We start from the raw sequence: 15694 nt of genomic DNA, 5'->3' as shown, positions 1-15694 counted from the left end.
TAATCATTCATAGGTAAGTCACCGAATAATAACCTTTAACGAAGACATTGCAATTAAAAAGTACTGACTCAACACCACTGTTCTAGCGAAGCCGCTTTCCAGTCCGTATGTCACGAATCATGCTCGGCTGCTCAAGTCTTCCAAGTTCCCCTTCAACTACCATATCAAGGCCTTTAGGGAACTGTGCGAATAGTTCGTCAAGTGTTTTTGCAGGCGGGCTACCGCTGATGTTGGCGCTGGTTGAAATAAGGGGACCGTCTTTACAGAGGGCGCTGGCAACGGGATGGGCGCTCATGCGTACGGCTATAGTTTGGTGAGAGCCTGTGACCCATGCAGGTACCTGTTCTGACTTTGGAAAAACCCACGTTACAGGACCGGGCCAGGTGGCCGCTGCCTGTTCGTGCCATGCAGGATTCTCCCACTTTACCAGCCTGTCAAGCTGCGCCCAGTCGCCTGCCAGCACTATCAACCCCATCTCTGGACGCCGCTGCTTCAAGGCAAGAATCCTTTCAACAGCTTTTTCCTCAAAAGGCGAGCAACCAAGCCCATATACCGCTTCGGTTGGATAGGCAATCACACCGCCCTCTGCGAGGCAGATGCGTGCGTTTTCAACCGTTTGTAACACGGTCATCTGTACACTCCGTTATTATTCTGAATAATCAGATGGATAATAGCGCGTATCCTCATTTTCGCGTCACATAACGAAGTGAGGACATGCCCTGAGTAAACCACTTAAACTTCTCGAATACTATCAAGTTTACTCAGCGTTTTGCACTCGCCGTTTAGAGCATATGCGCAAACTGGCGGAAACAGGCATGGCCTTTAATTCTTTAGGTGAAGTGTTTGCAGTTCACGTGACACGCAGGTGCCTCCAGGGCTTGTCGAGTGTTTTTTGCCAACGTATACTCATTAGCCTGTAACAATGTGGCAGACCTCTTATGAAAATCACTTGCCTGCTGCTGGCGAGCGTCCTTCTGCTTTGTGCCTGCGGTCAAAAAGGCCCTTTGTATCTACCTAAGGATAAACCGCAAAAAGTGCGAAAAATCCCATGAAACAGCGTTTTACGAAAATGCATGGCCTTGGGAATGACTTTATGGTCATTGATGGCGTTACCACAGCGGTTAATCTCAGCACGTTGCCGGTGGCCGCCCTTGCACGCCGTGATACGGGTGTTGGGTTTGACCAGCTGCTCGTGGTTGAGCCTTCAAAAACAAGGGGTATCGATTTTTACTACCGGATTTTCAATGCGAACGGTGAAGAAGTCGGACAATGCGGGAATGGTGCACGTTGCCTCGCACGTTTTATCCGTCATTACGGTCTCAGTGATAAAAGCGTTTTAACGGTTGCGACCCATACTACTCGTATGACCCTGCGCCTGAATCCAGATGACACCGTTACGGTCGACATGGGTGTTCCGCGTTTTTTACCGGCGGAAATCCCGCTCCTAATGCCCAAAATGGACGATACCTATCGACTGCCGCTTGAAGAAGCAAATTTCGTTGACGTGCATGCGCTTTCCGTAGGTAATCCCCACGCGGTACTTGCTGTAGAAGATGTTGCAAAAGCTGCGGTAGAAACCCTTGGTGCACGCATCAGTACCCATCCACTGTTTCCTGAAGGCACCAATGCGGGCTTCATGGAGCGCGTGTCGTCCACGCTGCTGCGTCTGCGGGTTTTTGAGCGCGGATCGATGGAAACGAAGGCCTGCGGCAGTGGCGCTGCGGCCGCCGCCGTTGTTGGGCGTCGATTTTATGACATGCAGTCGGACATTACTGTGGAACTGCCAGGAGGCCGCTTGAACATTCACTGGGAAGGACTTGAGCATCCCCTGCTGCTGACAGGTCCTGCGGCCTTTGTGTATGAAGGCGTATTATTTTAAGGATTTTTTATCCATTGTGCGCAGAGCTTCGAGTTTTTCGGCGATCCTAATCTCAAGCCCCCGCGGCACTGGACGGTACCATTGCGGTGCCTGCATGCCCTCTGGGAAATAATTTTCACCTGCCGCATAACCGCCAGGCTCATCGTGAGCATACCGGTATTCGCGACCATGCCCCATGTTCTTCATCAGGCGTGTGGGCGCATTGCGCAAATGCAGAGGTACCTCACGTGAACCATCGCGCGCAACAAAGGCCATCGCCTCGTTAAACGCCTTATAAGCTGCGTTGCTTTTCGGGGCAACGGCAAGATAAATCACCGCCTCGGCCAGAGCAAGATGCCCCTCCGGTGAGCCAAGGCGCTCATAGGTTGATGCCGCTGCCGTTGCAATTTCAAGAGCACGGGGGTCGGCAAGGCCGATATCTTCCCAGCTCATGCGCACAATACGGCGCGCCAGATACTGCCCGGATGCCCCGCCATCCAGCATGCGGCAAAGCCAGTAAAGTGCGGCATCAGGGTTTGAACCACGCACCGATTTATGCAGTGCGGAAATCTGGTCGTAAAACGCATCTCCGCCCTTGTCAAAACGGCGCATGCGCGCGCCAAGGGTTTGTTCAAGGAGTTTAACAGAGAGGGTCTTGTCCGCGGCTGCGGCCAGCACTCCCTCTAAAAGATTCAAAAGCCTGCGCGCATCGCCATCGGCTGCTTCAATAAGGAGCTCGCGTGCGCCATCCTCAACATTGTATGTTGGAAAAAAGCGCGCCTCGGCACGCTCAAAGACCGCGCGCAAATCATCGCTGGAGAGCGCCTGTAAGACATACACCTGTGTGCGTGAGAGCAGCGCACTGTTCACTTCAAAGGAAGGATTTTCAGTGGTAGCGCCTATGAGGGTAACCAGCCCTGATTCGGTATACGGCAAAAGCGCATCCTGCTGCGATTTATTAAAACGGTGAATTTCATCAACAAAAAGCAGCGTACGTACGCCTGCCAGACGGTGCGCCTCTGCCGCTTCCATCGCCTGACGAATGTCCTTGACCCCTGAAAAGACCGCGGAAAGTGCTATGCATTCGCATTCAAGTGCATCGGCTATCACGCGCGCAAGCGTGGTTTTGCCAACGCCCGGCGGCCCCCAGAGAATCATCGAATGGACCTTGCCCGATTCAAGCATCAAGCGGATGGGGCGCCCTTCTCCAAGAAGATGAGCCTGTCCGATAACCTCACGCCAGTGAGCCGGGCGCAACAACTCGGCAAGAGGAGCGTTACCGCTCATTGACGCACAACATCCACGCCGCGGGGCGGGCTAAAACTGAAAAGGCTCTTTTTAAGCGCCGGATTATTTTTCACGGCACGTAAACGCACTTCAGTGTGTTGCCCCATCTGATCATACAAATCAAGACGCGAAAGCGCGTCTCCTGCAAATACCATCCTTAAACGCTGAAAATTGGCTTTAGACGATTTGGCCTTGAGATTAAAACAGGCCATTTTGCCGGAAGCTTTACAGGGGCTTACCTCAAAATCACGGGCAACCGTATCGTCATATCCACTCAAAAAAAGCGCAGGCGTTCCCCCAAGCCCTTTTTCCTGACGTTTAACCGTTACCTGTTCAAGGTCGACATCATAAATCCAAAGCTTATTGCCATCGGCCACCACCAGCTGCTCCATCGGGTCTTTTGTTTCCCAGCGAAAGCGTCCCGGACGCTGCATCGCCATCGTACCGGAGGATGCCGATACCTGACGCCTTGCAGTGCGAACCGTCTGGCTGAATTGTGCACTCATGCTGCGAATGGCATTCAGCTTCGTCTGCAGCGCCGTCGCCGGGCTATCAGCAGCAAACGCACTGCCATAAGTGAGGCATAAGGCTCCTAAAAATACACGAAAAATTGTCAACGTTCTTCTCCTGCAGGAACCAGCACATCACGGAATCCGCCATCCAGTGGCCCTACGACCCCGGCTCGTTCCATGTCTTCAACAAGGCGCGCTGCGCGGTTATAGCCAATCTTAAAACGACGCTGAACAGCGGAAATACTGGCTTTTCGAGTTTGCAGTACAAACTCAACCGCCTGGTCGTAAAGCGCATCGGTTTCCCCGCCACCTTCAGATTCTTCACCAAAACCGCCCTCTCCGTCTCCGGGCGTACTGAGAATGTCTTCCATGTATTCCGGCTCGCCCCGGGCACGCCAGTCTTCTGCTATACGGTGCACTTCGCGGTCATCAACAAAGGCTCCGTGAACCCGCAGCGGCGCACCGGTACCAGGGGCCAGATAGAGCATGTCGCCATGTCCCAGCAGCTGCTCCGCTCCCTGTTGATCGAGGATGGTGCGTGAGTCAATTTTTGAAGACACCTGAAACGATATTCGGGTTGGAATGTTTGATTTGATAAGCCCGGTCAATACATCCACGGATGGACGCTGCGTGGCAAGAATCAGGTGGATACCCGCGGCACGCGCTTTCTGCGCGATACGCGCAATCAACTGCTCTACCTTCTTGCCCACTACCATCATCATGTCGGCAAGCTCGTCAATCACAACCACCACATACGGCAGGCTCTTCAGAACAGGGGCCTCGGAATCCATGGAATCAGTGGGTTTCCAGAGCGGGTCTTTCAGTGGTGCACCTGCTGCCGCTGCTTCGCTCACCCGGGTATTATAGCCCGCAATATTACGTACCCCAAGAGAGGCCATGAGCCGATAGCGCCGCTCCATTTCGTTGACGCACCAGCGCAGCGCGCTCGCCGCTTCCTTCATGTCGGTCACGACCGGTGTCAAAAGGTGCGGAATGCCGTCATACACAGACAGCTCAAGCATTTTCGGGTCAACAAGAATCAGGCGCACTTCTTCCGGTGTGGCCTTAAAAAGCAGGCTCAAAATCATGGCATTAATGCCTACAGACTTTCCGGAACCTGTGGTACCGGCTACCAGCAAATGTGGCATTTTTGCAAGATCAACCACCATGGGATGTCCGGCAATATCAACCCCAAGCGCGAGTGTGAGCGGAGAGTGCGCCTGCTGGTAGACGTCAGCGGAGAGCACACTGGTCAGACGCACCACCTGGCGCTGAGGATTAGGCAACTCAATGCCGACAACCGTCTTCCCTGGAATCACTTCCACCACGCGCACGCTGATAACTGAAAGCGAACGGGCAAGATCTTTTGCCAGTGCCGTCAGTTTGCTGACTTTAACTCCAGCGGCAAGCTGTAGTTCGAAACGCGTAATAACTGGCCCCGGGTGCACGGCAACCACTGTCACATCAATGCCAAAATCAAGAAGATGCTGCTCAACATCGCGAGAAAGCGTTTCCAGTGCATCGTGGGTATAACCGCCAAGCGGTTTACCAGGCTCGCCTTTATCAAGGAGCGAGAGCGGTGGCAATCCGCCGCTGACAGGCGTCATCGCGCGCTTTTCCGGGCGCGCAGGCGTGCGCACTGGAGGGATGACTGGTGCGACTGGCGCAACGGGCGCAATAACAGGTGCCGACTGCACCGGTGCCGGGGCAGCTGGTTCGACTGAGGGCAGCAGCGGCGGAGATACCGGCTTTTCTCGCACAGACTCTGCGCGCACCAGCGGAGGCGTCTTCTCACGCACCAGTGCGCGCGACTCACTGCGCCGGGCGTGCAGACGCTCTGTCAAGGAACCTGTCATGGAACCGAGCGCACGCAGGCGTCGACGGAGAAAAAGAACTGTGCGCAGCGTCATGGCACCCACATTCTCCGCAACCTCTGCCCAGGCAAGCCCCGTAACCCAGGTGATGCCAAGAAACACAAATGCCAGCAGAACCAGCACAGTGCCTTCGGGATTGAACGGTTTAAAAAGCGTCTGCGACACGGCTTGGCCCAGCAGCCCGCCGGCTCCAAACGGATGCACAGGCGTTGATGCCATTACTTCAAGATTGAGAAGCCCGCAACCGCCGCAAAGGAGCAGCAGCATGCCGCTGGTGCGAAAAATCAGCAGGGTTTTGCCGTCGGTGGAGGCAGCTCCCTTCTCGCGCAGCAACAGCCACGCAACCCAGACGGCGTAAGCGGGCACCAGCCAGGCGGAAAGGCCAAACACATAATAGAGCGCATCAGAAAGCCATGCTCCGACCAGCCCGCCGGCATTGGCTACATGCCCGCCTGTGCGCAACAGGCCCGGGTCTGTCAGATGCCAGGTTCCGAGCGCCAGGCACAGAAAAACGGCGCAGGCAAGAACCAGAACAAATCCGCCCTCGCGAATGCGGCGAATAGTGGCCTCGGAGAGTGGCGCACGGGCGTCACCGGATAATCGTGAAGTTTTCGTTTTTGCCATGAGTACTGTCTTTTGTCATACTACGGCAGATAGTAACACAAATCCCCGGGAAGACAGAAAAATGCAAAACACACGCCACGAACGCCTGATTATCCTTGGCTCAGGACCCGCAGGATACACCGCGGCCGTTTATGCCGCCCGCGCCAATCTTAAGCCGCTCCTCATTACCGGCATGCAGCCTGGCGGGCAGTTAACCACGACAACCGATGTCGACAACTGGCCGGGGGATGTCGAGGGGCTTCAGGGACCTGCACTGATGGAGCGCATGCGCGCACATGCCGAACGTTTTCAAACCGAAATTATTTTTGACCACATTGAGCGCGCCAGCCTGCAGGAGCGCCCTTTTGTCCTCGAAGGTGACAGCGGTCGCTATACCTGTGACGCGCTTATCATCGCAACCGGCGCCAGTGCACGCTATCTCGGCCTTGAATCAGAAACCGCGTATCAGGGACGCGGTGTTTCTGCCTGCGCGACCTGCGATGGGTTTTTCTACCGTAATAAAAACGTCTGCGTTGTAGGTGGCGGCAATACCGCTGTAGAAGAAGCGCTCTACCTCTCGAATATTGCGGCACATGTCACGCTCATTCACCGACGCGACACCCTGCGTTCAGAGAAAATTTTGCAGGACCACCTCTTTGAGAAGGCCCGAAACGGCAATGTTACCCTGCTCTGGAATCACACGCTCGAGGAAGTGCTCGGCAATGGCCGCACGGTCACGGGTGTGAAGCTTCGCAACACCGTTGATGATTCACGTCAGGAACTTGCGCTTGATGGCGTATTCATCGCGATTGGTCACACGCCCAATACCAGTCTTTTTGAAGGCCAGCTGGCCATGAACAATGGCTATCTGATTATACGTTCAGGTCTTGAGGGCATGGCGACTGCAACCAGTATCCCGGGTGTTTTTGCCTGTGGAGACGTTGCGGATCATGTTTACCGTCAGGCGATTACCTCAGCGGGCTTTGGCTGCATGAGCGCGCTGGACGCGGAGAAGTATCTCGACATGGAAGGAAAATAGCGCCATCGAAAGAGGGTTGAACGCGCCCTAAATTTGCTCAAAAAAAATGGGGTAATTGCCAATCAGCGCGTTTTGGTGCAAACTCTGCGGTTTAAGTACGCGCTGATTTGGGAGTCCCATGGCAAAAGAAGATCATATTGAAATGCTCGGCACAGTGATTGACACTCTGCCCAATACCATGTTTCGGGTAGAACTGGAAAATGGCCACATTGTTATGGCTCATATTTCAGGAAGAATGCGCAAAAATTACATTCGCATTCTGACCGGCGATAAGGTTAAAGTCGAGCTGACCCCCTATGACCTGACTAAAGGTCGCATTATTTTTCGGGATAAGAATTAATGAAAACACGCCTTAACATGTCGGTAGATGAAAAAATCTGCTGCATCATCCGTTTTGTAACAAAAAACCCGGCATGGAAGGCCAGCTGCTGCCGTTTTCGGTGAGAATCCCCCCTCTGACAACACTGCAAAGCCTCTGTAACGATGAGGTGGTGGCGCATTTTTGTCGGCAGCACCCGGAATATAATACCTCTGAAGCGGTTCAGGTGTTTAAGGATTTGCTGTCCTGGATGTGGCTGACCCTTGAGCGCAAAGCGCGCGGGCGCGCCACATGGATGTTTGGCCCGCTTCTGATACTCGATGCCATGTGGCACAGTTTCATCCTGCATACGCGCGCCTACTGCGCATTTTGCGAAGCCCATTTCGGCACGTATTTTCACCATGACGTAGAATCACCAGCAGCTCCATTTGAGCCTGCTCCTGAGATGCTGGAAGACTATCTCAGCGACTGTTTTGCAAAACTTGGAGAAGCATGGGTGATGCGCTATTTTGGTGACGCTTTCAGCGAATTACCGTGAAAACGTCACTTTATCACTTCTGACGATAAGGGCTTAAGCCCTTATGCTTTATCTGCCTGAGCCACACGTGCGGTCGCATTTTTCTGCTTCAGCTGCTCATAGGCACGCTTCGCCGGCGCATACTGCGGATGGCGCACCATAATCGTGTCGAGCATCGCGCGGGACAGATTTTCATTACCGCGGTTCCATGTGTTCAGTGCTTCAAAGTACATGCGCTCTGCCGACTCATTGTCAAAACGCTTTGATACCGGCATGCGAATGGGCTCAATCACGCTGAGCTGCTTTTGCACCTTTGCATCCATGCGTCGCTGATAAAGTGCTGCGGCCTTGCTGCCGTGCTTTTGCGCTGTCTCAAGGTAACGCCGCGCTTCAGCAGGAAGGAGGCCTGTGGAAACGCCCTCAAAAGAAAGCCTTGCCAGCTCAAACTGAGCATGCGCATTATTAAACGCCGCAAGCTCACGGTAATACCGCAGGGCACTGTCCATGTTTTTCTCAACCCCAAGCCCATACTGGTACATGCGGGCCAATGCGAGCATGGCTTTCTGGTTACCCCGCGAAGCGGACTGTTCGTAGTAACTCAACGCCCCTTTATAGTCGAGCCTGAGTCCTATGCCGGTCTCAGAAAAGAGCCCCAGAGTATAAAGCGCATCGGCATCGCCCAGTTTTGCCGCTTCGCGGTACCAGTGCAGCGCTGCTTCCTCATCGCGTGCCACACCCTCACCGCGAAATGCCATACCACCGAGGCGTACCATGGCGCTGCTGTTACTGGCAGCAGCGGCAGCCTCGTAATGCGCCTGTGCCTGCTTATAATCAACAGGCCGCCCCTTGCCTTCCTCAAACATCACACCAAGGTCAAAGTGCGCCAGTGCGTCATTGGCATCTGCCGCCTGCTGGTAGGCTTTTTCTGCAGCCTGATAATCAGCTTCCATTGCATCCAGCACGAAACCAAGTGCCACATTGGCCATGGGGAGCGTTTTACCGGCAAGCGCATACCAGTGGCGCGCTTCAGGGAGATTCGGCTTATCTTCAACCCCTCCCATCTGCCAGAACTGGCCATAGAGGTATTGCGCCATGGGCAGGCCCTGGCTGGCAGCGGCCGCGTACCACTTTTCAGCCTCAACGCGGTCAGGTGCGCCGGCAAGTCCAGACTCCATCAAAAAGCCAAGTTTCATCTGTGCATTACCATCCCCTTTTTCCGCAAGATGGCGATAAATCTCAATGGCCTGTTGCAAATGCTCTGGGCTTTGAGCTTCAGCGAGATAATAGTCCGCAAGCAACAGTCCTGCACGGGTGTTGCCCAGTGCATGCGCTTTCTGCAGCTCAGGCAAAAACGGCTGTCCCGCCTGCTGGCGCAGAATGGCGAGATTGAGTGCCGCCCACGGGAAACCGCTGTTGGAGGAGGCCTGCAGCATGGCTTCTCCCTGAGCGAGATCGCGCCCAACGCCCCGTCCCTCGCTGTAGCGCGAGCCAAGAATAAACTGGCTCACCGGATTAGTGCCGGCCTGCTGATACCAGTAGAGCGCTTCGGCGGGATTGGCTTCTGTAGCAATTCCGCGGTCATACATCATGCCAAGCAGCAGCGCCGCCTCACTGTCACCCGTACGAGCCTGAGTCTGTGCCGTGGTAAAAGCGTTCTTCTGGCGCTCAGGATTACTAGAAAGCGCGTCATAAAAAGCAAGCGGCAGAATCGCCTCGGCAATGCCCTGGGAGGCAGCGCTTGCATAGAGCGCGCGAACTTTTTCGGTACGGGCATCACGCGCCCTGGCATCGAGCGAGCTGTTGGGGTCTTGAATTAACTCCTGTGCCAGACGGTATTCCGCAGGACCATAGTGATTGGCAGCAGCGAGGTGATACATCGCTATCGCGCGCTCCGGGTCTTCAGGAATGACCTTTTCACCACTGGCAGTGGTAAAGCCTTTTTCTGCAATGTGCGCAAGCACATACTGGGCGTGATCATTGCCTTTAAACGCCGCATCCATAAGCCAGTCCATGCCCGTCTGGTAATCAGCCTTACTCTGAGGGTCAAGAAGGTACAAAAGCCCAAGATTATATTCCGCGCGCAGTTCCTGCTGCGAGGCAGCCAGCTGATAGTAAATAATTGCCTGCTGGCGGTTTTTGGCAACACCTATCCCGTAATGATAAAGCTGTCCAAGCTGAAACTGAGCGCCTGACTCGCCGAGAATGGCGCGATTATAGAGACGGTTAAGCACCTTCTGCCAGGCCGCTTTTCGCGGCTCGGAGGGTTTCATGGCGCCAATTTTCGCATTCATTTCCTCAAGCACATTCGACCGATGCGCAAAACGGTCTGGTGCTCCACCCGATTCAGCAGCGACGTCTTCGTTTTCATGCTGCAGCACGTAGGAAAAATTACGCTGCGCGGACTCCACTTCCGTGTCTATGGGATAGGCCGGGAAAGCCCATTCCTTGCCCTGACGCGCACTTAACATGGGGGCAATCAGGTCAAAGTAATCACCAATGGCCACGTCATTGGGTTCCACCAGAGTAAATTTCGGCTGAAAGAGCATTTCACGTGTCGGGCGAGTCCGCTCTGGCGCCGGGTTATAAATATTTTGTTTCAAAGCGCCCCGGTTGTTCCATGCGGTATATATTCCACCCGGCTGGTAGGCTGTAAACACGTCTGAGCTGCCGTTACTAAGCCAGCGGGCAGCACGCACTGCCGCGTCAATTCGTGCGCCTCCCCCTTTTTTAGCTTTCGCTTCCCACTGCGCGGCAAGATTGTCGTTTTTAGCGACCCCGGTACCGTTCTTATACAGTGCGGCAAGTGCACGCTCTGCTGCCGGAAAACCGTTTTCAGCCGCTTTAAGGGTCCATAAAAAGCCATTTTCCGCATTGGTCGATGGGTTTTTAGGATTCATCCAAAAATCTGCCATGGCGAGCTGTGCGCGAGCGTTGCCATTTGCCGAAGCTTTTTCATAGAACGATTTAGCCTCATCCCACTGTCCCGCGGCCTCTGCAAGTCGACCGAGGCGGATAAAAGCCGGCAGGTAACCCTGTTCGGCTGATTGCGTATAATACGTTTTAGCCATTTCAGCGTCTTTTGCAACCAGCTTGCCCTCTTCAAGCAGTGTCCCGTAGAGATACTGGGATTTGGAGAAGTTGCTCTTCAGCGACTTTTCAAGCCATATTAGCCCCAGCTTGCGATTGGAGGGTGCACGGCTGTCGAGGAAATGGTCGGCAAGTGTGTATTGCGCGAGCGGATTGCCGGCACGCGCTGCATCAATATAATAACGCCTGGCGGCATCTTCGTTTTTTCGGGTGCCATACCCAAAAAGCAGTGCTGCGGCACAATACATCTGCGCGCTGACAACGCCTGTTTCAGCGGCTTTTTTAAACCACTGAAACGCTTTTTCCGGGTTTTTATCAAGCGTGAGGCTGGTGCGAGCCAGAAGTTCAATCGCTGGCAGATACCCTTTCTGGGCAGCCTCTGTAAAATACTGCATGGCCTGCGTGTTATTTTTCAGCTGACCATACCCATAGAGAAACATCTGTCCCTGATAATAATCCGCCAAAGGGGAACCCGTCTGCTGACGCGCAAGCGCGCGTGCCGCCTCAATATAGTTGCCCTGACGCCAGGCATCCATTCCGGACTCTGCATACACACACTGGCTTGCGGCCACAAGGCACACACAGGGCATAAGCAATTTCATGGCAATCCCCTCTTATCTATATTCTCTGACTAACCGTTTATCGTTTTATAACCGCTCTCAGCTCGCCGGGATGATGCCATAATGCACCACCTCGCGCAGCGCACCACTGCGGGTATTACTGTTTACAATCCAGTAATTTCCACGATTGTTCAAGCCAAATTTCACATTATTGAATTCGCACACCTTAAGGCTTTCTCCGCAGTCTACAATTTTTCCATAACGCGATTTACCCTGCGCAACGGTGCAGGCAAAACGCATCTCTGGCTCTCCGGTAGCAAGTACCGCCCACTGTCCGGCATTCACCGTGTGGTTCATAAACAGGCTGCGGGAGCTTTCTTCATTACGCATTTGATACAGGGTGACGGCCTGCGGGCGTTTGTTGTAGATGAAATACATGGACTGGGTCGCACCACTTGCTTCGGGAAAAAGTTTGAGCACCATCAGTTCAAACCGATACCCAACATCGCGACACCCAAGCGGTGAGCGCATTTCTTCCCGGGCAGACTTTGATTTGGGTTCAGCGCCAGCCATTGCCCCACCGGCAACCAGTCCTGAAAGTACGATGGATGCCACGTATTTTATGCATGCGGATTTCATTAGCGTTTCTCCACACTGATAACTGGACGCACCACAACCAGCGTGCCCTTATGATTGTTCTGGTCAGTTGAGGTCTGTACAAATTCATGATTCAGCCAGAGCGCATCCTGTACAAACATGCGCACGCAACCGTGGCTCGCGCGATATCCCGGAATGTCGGAAGACCCGTGCAGCGCGTAGCCTTTATGGAAGAACATGCAATACGGCATTTGCGCACCACCTCGGCCGGCAGGGTATACGTTTGAGCGGCATTTCTCATTTTCTTTACTGAAGACCCGAAAAATTCCGGTCATGGTACGGCAGGAGCGGCTGCTGTCAGAGCACTTGTCGCGGCCAGAAGAAATCGGCCCCCATTTAACCAGATTACCCTTCGAATCATAAGCGCCCCACGCGAGTTTCTCCTGGTCCACAATGATTTGTTTCTCGCCTCGGCTTTTAACTTTCAGCGGAAAGGGGGAAATGTCAAAAATGGTCATGCCATCAAGGTTGCGCGGAACCGCGATAACTTTACCCGGCCACAGCGGGTTATAACTGCGATTAAGGCGCTGCACGACATCGCGCTGTTCTTCATCGGGAAAGAGCCTGTCCCAGCTTTGACCTGGCGCTACACGCAGACATTCATATTGCGGGTAGGCACACAATGCTGTACCGAAGTAACTGGCGGCATAGGCCGAACAGGTCAACAGCAGGGTCATTATCACCAAGGGAATTTTCTTCATGCTTGCTTCCTCCTGTAGCCTGTTTAGCATAAAGCAAGAAGCGTGCTCAATCACGCGACTCTGCATATACTCCTAATCGGTTTAATCCGACAAAACTTGAGGAGATTCTCTGTCAGGATGCAGAAACTCCCATATTTTTCCCGCCAGTAAAGGGCCAATACCCTTTACTCTTGCGATTTCTTCAACCGAAGCCCCAAGCAGTCCGCGCATGCCGCCAAAACGGCGCAACAGCGACTGGCGTCTGGCGCTGCCTATCCCTTCGATGTCCTCAAGCCGCGAATGCAGGCTCTGGCGCGCGCGTTTTTTGCGGTGCGCCGTAATGGCAAAGCGGTGCGCCTCATCACGAATATGCTGCAAAAGGTGCAGCGCGGGGCTTTCGGCCGGCAGCGTAATTTCATGCCCCGCATCCCCAAGGATAAGGCGCTCAAAGCCCGCACGCCGGTCAGGCCCCTTGGCAATGCCGAGTAATACAACCCCTTTAATCTGAAGTGCTTCAAAAACGCGCTGCGCCACCGCATATTGCCCCTTGCCGCCATCGACAATCATCATGTCCGGCAGGGCATTGTCCGCCTTTTGCCGACGAAGGCGGCGTGTGAGCACCTGCTCCATCGCCGCGTAATCATCCCCGCCGACGATATCTTTAATATCAAAGCGGCGGTATTCTGCAGGAAGCGGTCCGTTCGCATCAAACACCACACAGGAGGCAACCGTCTCTTCCCCCTGGGTATGGCTGATATCAAAACACTCCATGCGCATGGGCGGGTGGTCTAAATCGAGCACGCCTGCAAGCGCCTGGTAGCGCGCCTGCATCAGACTTTGCGAAGCCTTGTGGCCAGAAATGGCCGTTTGCAGGTTATTAACGGCAAAATCCAGCCAGCGTGCCCGCACGCCGCGCACTTTCGTGACAATTTTAACCCTCTTTCCCGCCTTCTCCGTCAGCAGGTTTTCAAGCGTTTCGCGCGCTGAAAACGCGCGGTTGGTGATAATAACAGCGGGTATGCGCTCTGGATTATCGAGATAATAAAATGCCACAAACGCTTCAAAGACCTCTTCCCAGAGCGCCTCAGAAGATTGTTCCGGGTCTGAGGGAAGGGTTGGAAACCAGTGCTGACCGCCAAGCACCTGGCCTGCACGCGCCGAGCAGAGCTGAATACAGGCAAATCCCGGGACCGCTTCGACTGCAATAATGTCGGCATCCCCGTCACGGTGATGCATGCCCTGCTGCTCTTGAATCTGGCGCAGGCTGCGGGCCTGGTCGCGCAGTATGGCCGCTTCTTCAAACGCGAGGCGTGCCACGGCCGCTTCCATGCGCGATTCGATGGCTTCGAGTACCTGCTGACATTTTCCCTGTAAAAAGCGCAGCGCATCCGTGACCGACTGCCGGTAGTCTTCAGGCGATATCATCCCGGTACAGGGCGCGCTGCAGCGTTTAATCTGGTATTGCAGACAGGGGCGCTTTCGGGCCGCGAAAAAGTTGTCGCTGCAGTTGCGGATTTTAAAAATTTTCTGCAGCATGTTCAGGGTTTCATAGACTGCCGGCGCATTGGGAAACGGGCCAAAAAACTCGCCTTTTGCCGGTTTTTTCTTGCCGCGCCAGACGCGCATGGCGGGTGCCGCATGGGTCATGCTGACAGCGATAAAGGGATAGGATTTATCATCCCGCAACAAAATATTGTATTTAGGGCGCAGCGACTTGATGAGGTTACTCTCCAGAAGGAGTGCCTCCGTTTCGCTGCGGGTCACATCGACAGCGATAGCGGCTATCTGACTCACCAGCACCCGTGTTTTAGGGCTTTGCGGACCACGGTTAAAATAACTGGAAACGCGTTTTTTGAGGTTGCGCGCCTTGCCGACATAAATCACCACTCCCCGGGCGTCAAACATACGGTAGACGCCTGGTGCGCTGGTCAGGTGAGCAACCTGTTCGGCAAGCTCCGGGGAAGAAAAGGCCTCGTTCATCAGGAGGGACTGTCGGATTCGCCCGGGCGCTCAATCACACGGTGCTGCATCGCGAGAAACGTCAGCTCCACATCGTTCTTCACGCAAAGCTTTTCAAAAATGCGATAACGGTATCCATTAATGGTTTTTGTGCTTAGAAACAAACGGTTGGCGATATCCTGCACCATCATGCCGCTCGTTATCATGAGCATGACCTGCATTTCACGCTCGGAGAGCTGACTGAACGGTGATTCACGCGGCTCCTCGAGGCTGCTGATTGCCATTTTTCGAGCAATTTCAGCGCTCAGGTATTTTTCGCCCTGATACACCCGGCGAATGGCGGCCGCCATCTCACCTGCACCGCACTCCTTGGTCAGATACCCCATGGCGCCCAGTTGTAAAACGCGCGCTGGCAGCGGCTCTGCACACACGGCGGTTACGGCTATCACTTTCACCTGGGGACTCGATTTTTTAAGACGCCGTGTGACTTCCCAGCCATCAATGCCTGGCATTTTCATATCAAGCAATACCACATGCGGCTGGTGCTGCTTCACCATCTGTAAGGCCTGCTCGCCGCTTTCAGCGTCAGCCACCACTTCCACATCAGGCAAATCATCCAGTAAACGCCGAATACCCATCCGAACCAGTGCATGGTCATCGACAATGAGTACTTTAATCAAAAGGCCACTCCTTTAAATCAGCAGATGTTGACACCACTGGCGATGTTAACAAGACTATCCGG

14 protein-coding genes are annotated in these 15694 nt (G+C 54.1%); 5 read left to right on the top strand and 9 right to left on the bottom strand.

Annotated elements, in window-relative coordinates; all coding sequences use genetic code 11:
• Nucleotides 1-82: 82 nt before the first annotated feature.
• Entirely contained in the window at nucleotides 83-631 is a 549-nt protein-coding gene (tsaC, locus tag E4T54_RS09965) for an L-threonylcarbamoyladenylate synthase type 1 TsaC (RefSeq protein ID WP_028386570.1), read from the bottom strand.
• A gap of 307 nt (nucleotides 632-938) precedes the next feature.
• On the opposite strand from tsaC, the gene lptM reads away from it, so the two are divergent.
• Entirely contained in the window at nucleotides 939-1052 is a 114-nt protein-coding gene (gene lptM, locus E4T54_RS12200; protein WP_081776759.1) for an LPS translocon maturation chaperone LptM, read from the top strand.
• Nucleotides 1049-1879, top strand: a complete 831-nt coding sequence (gene dapF, locus E4T54_RS09955) for a diaminopimelate epimerase (RefSeq protein ID WP_028386571.1) — start codon at nucleotides 1049-1051, stop codon at nucleotides 1877-1879. The genes lptM and dapF overlap by 4 nt, the downstream gene beginning before the upstream one ends.
• Here the strand turns inward: dapF and E4T54_RS09950 are convergent.
• The 3 genes from E4T54_RS09950 to E4T54_RS12140 are packed head-to-tail and all read right to left on the bottom strand — an operon-like array spanning nucleotide 1871 to nucleotide 6155.
• Entirely contained in the window at nucleotides 1871-3145 is a 1275-nt protein-coding gene (locus E4T54_RS09950; protein WP_028386572.1) for a replication-associated recombination protein A, read from the bottom strand. The two genes, dapF and E4T54_RS09950, sit on opposite strands and share 9 nt — an antisense overlap.
• Entirely contained in the window at nucleotides 3142-3756 is a 615-nt protein-coding gene (lolA, locus tag E4T54_RS09945) for an outer membrane lipoprotein periplasmic chaperone LolA (protein ID WP_028386573.1), read from the bottom strand. The genes E4T54_RS09950 and lolA overlap by 4 nt, the downstream gene beginning before the upstream one ends.
• Before the next feature lie 2 nt (nucleotides 3757-3758).
• Entirely contained in the window at nucleotides 3759-6155 is a 2397-nt protein-coding gene (locus E4T54_RS12140; protein ID WP_028386574.1) for a DNA translocase FtsK, read from the bottom strand.
• Between the two features lie 61 nt (nucleotides 6156-6216).
• Between E4T54_RS12140 and trxB the strand changes: the two genes are divergently transcribed.
• The 3 genes from trxB to E4T54_RS09925 all read left to right on the top strand — a co-directional run bounded on the left by trxB (nucleotide 6217) and on the right by E4T54_RS09925 (nucleotide 8030).
• Complete coding sequence (gene trxB / locus E4T54_RS09935) at nucleotides 6217-7173, top strand: thioredoxin-disulfide reductase (protein ID WP_028386575.1); 957 nt, start codon at nucleotides 6217-6219, stop codon at nucleotides 7171-7173.
• 118 nt (nucleotides 7174-7291) lie between these two features.
• Complete coding sequence (infA, locus tag E4T54_RS09930; RefSeq protein ID WP_028386576.1) at nucleotides 7292-7513, top strand: translation initiation factor IF-1; 222 nt, start codon at nucleotides 7292-7294, stop codon at nucleotides 7511-7513.
• Between the two features lie 73 nt (nucleotides 7514-7586).
• Nucleotides 7587-8030 carry a glycine-rich domain-containing protein gene (locus E4T54_RS09925; RefSeq protein WP_238582812.1) on the top strand — a complete coding sequence of 148 codons (444 nt, stop codon included), beginning with the start codon at nucleotides 7587-7589 and terminating at the stop codon, nucleotides 8028-8030.
• A gap of 41 nt (nucleotides 8031-8071) precedes the next feature.
• Here the strand turns inward: E4T54_RS09925 and E4T54_RS09920 are convergent, their stop codons facing one another.
• From E4T54_RS09920 to letA, 5 genes are all read right to left on the bottom strand, one after another.
• Complete coding sequence (locus E4T54_RS09920) at nucleotides 8072-11698, bottom strand: tetratricopeptide repeat protein (protein ID WP_028386578.1); 3627 nt, start codon at nucleotides 11696-11698, stop codon at nucleotides 8072-8074.
• Between the two features lie 57 nt (nucleotides 11699-11755).
• Entirely contained in the window at nucleotides 11756-12295 is a 540-nt protein-coding gene (locus E4T54_RS09915; RefSeq protein ID WP_028386579.1) for a hypothetical protein, read from the bottom strand.
• Entirely contained in the window at nucleotides 12295-13014 is a 720-nt protein-coding gene (locus tag E4T54_RS09910; RefSeq protein WP_028386580.1) for a L,D-transpeptidase, read from the bottom strand. The genes E4T54_RS09915 and E4T54_RS09910 overlap by 1 nt, the downstream gene beginning before the upstream one ends.
• Nucleotides 13015-13095: 81 nt before the next feature.
• Nucleotides 13096-14973, bottom strand: coding sequence for an excinuclease ABC subunit UvrC (uvrC, locus tag E4T54_RS09905; protein WP_028386581.1), 1878 nt, complete (start codon nucleotides 14971-14973; stop codon nucleotides 13096-13098).
• Entirely contained in the window at nucleotides 14973-15632 is a 660-nt protein-coding gene (letA, locus tag E4T54_RS09900; RefSeq protein ID WP_028386582.1) for a two-component system response regulator LetA, read from the bottom strand. The genes uvrC and letA overlap by 1 nt, the downstream gene beginning before the upstream one ends.
• Between the last annotated feature and the right edge of the window lie 62 nt (nucleotides 15633-15694).

The organism is Legionella geestiana (assembly GCF_004571195.1).
Lineage (GTDB): Bacteria > Pseudomonadota > Gammaproteobacteria > Legionellales > Legionellaceae > Legionella_B > Legionella_B geestiana.
This window is presented reverse-complemented; position numbering and strand designations above follow the sequence as displayed.

Coding starts and splice junctions, on each gene's coding strand:
- tsaC (WP_028386570.1), bottom strand. CDS start 631: ATGACCGTGTTACAAACGGTTGAAAACGCACGCATCTGCCTCGCAGAG.
- lptM (WP_081776759.1), top strand. CDS start 939: ATGAAAATCACTTGCCTGCTGCTGGCGAGCGTCCTTCTGCTTTGTGCC.
- dapF (WP_028386571.1), top strand. CDS start 1,049: ATGAAACAGCGTTTTACGAAAATGCATGGCCTTGGGAATGACTTTATG.
- E4T54_RS09950 (WP_028386572.1), bottom strand. CDS start 3,145: ATGAGCGGTAACGCTCCTCTTGCCGAGTTGTTGCGCCCGGCTCACTGG.
- E4T54_RS12140 (WP_028386574.1), bottom strand. CDS start 6,155: ATGGCAAAAACGAAAACTTCACGATTATCCGGTGACGCCCGTGCGCCA.
- trxB (WP_028386575.1), top strand. CDS start 6,217: ATGCAAAACACACGCCACGAACGCCTGATTATCCTTGGCTCAGGACCC.
- infA (WP_028386576.1), top strand. CDS start 7,292: ATGGCAAAAGAAGATCATATTGAAATGCTCGGCACAGTGATTGACACT.
- E4T54_RS09925 (WP_238582812.1), top strand. CDS start 7,587: ATGGAAGGCCAGCTGCTGCCGTTTTCGGTGAGAATCCCCCCTCTGACA.
- E4T54_RS09920 (WP_028386578.1), bottom strand. CDS start 11,698: ATGAAATTGCTTATGCCCTGTGTGTGCCTTGTGGCCGCAAGCCAGTGT.
- E4T54_RS09915 (WP_028386579.1), bottom strand. CDS start 12,295: ATGAAATCCGCATGCATAAAATACGTGGCATCCATCGTACTTTCAGGA.
- E4T54_RS09910 (WP_028386580.1), bottom strand. CDS start 13,014: ATGAAGAAAATTCCCTTGGTGATAATGACCCTGCTGTTGACCTGTTCG.
- uvrC (WP_028386581.1), bottom strand. CDS start 14,973: ATGAACGAGGCCTTTTCTTCCCCGGAGCTTGCCGAACAGGTTGCTCAC.